Below are 505 nucleotides of genomic sequence, written 5' to 3' on the forward strand. Positions count from 1 at the left end.
TCCGAAGCCAAGTCTTCGATGACCGCGTCTACGCATTTACACCACGTGGCGATGTTGTCGACTTACCAATGGGGGCAACTCCACTAGACTTTGCCTACCACATTCACTCAGAAGTCGGGCACCGTTGTATTGGCGCCAAAGTTGGTGGCCGAATCGTGCCGTTCACCCATAAACTCCACATGGGCGATCAGGTCGAAATCATCACAGCAAAAGAGCCAAACCCATCGCGAGACTGGTTAAACCCATCACTAGGCTTTGTTCATTCAGGGCGTGCTCGTGCGAAGATCAACGCTTGGTTCCGTAAACAGAGTCGTGAGAAAAACCTCGAAGCGGGACGTGAAATCCTCGAACACGAGTTGGTGAAGATTGGTGCGACGTTAAAAGATGCAGAGCATTACGCCCTAAAACGCTTCAACGTCAACACGCCGGATGAACTCTACGTCGGTGTAGGCAGTGGCGACCTGCGTATCAATCAGATCATCAACCACATTAATGCACTGGTGAA

General features: G+C 51.1%; 1 protein-coding gene. It reads left to right on the plus strand.

The genetic code is table 11. From position 1 onward, the window contains the following. The coding region (locus tag R7Q46_RS30645) for a TGS domain-containing protein (protein WP_318078775.1) at window positions 1-505 on the plus strand (505 nt) is incomplete at both ends.

It is taken from the genome of Vibrio sp. 811, from assembly GCF_033339195.1.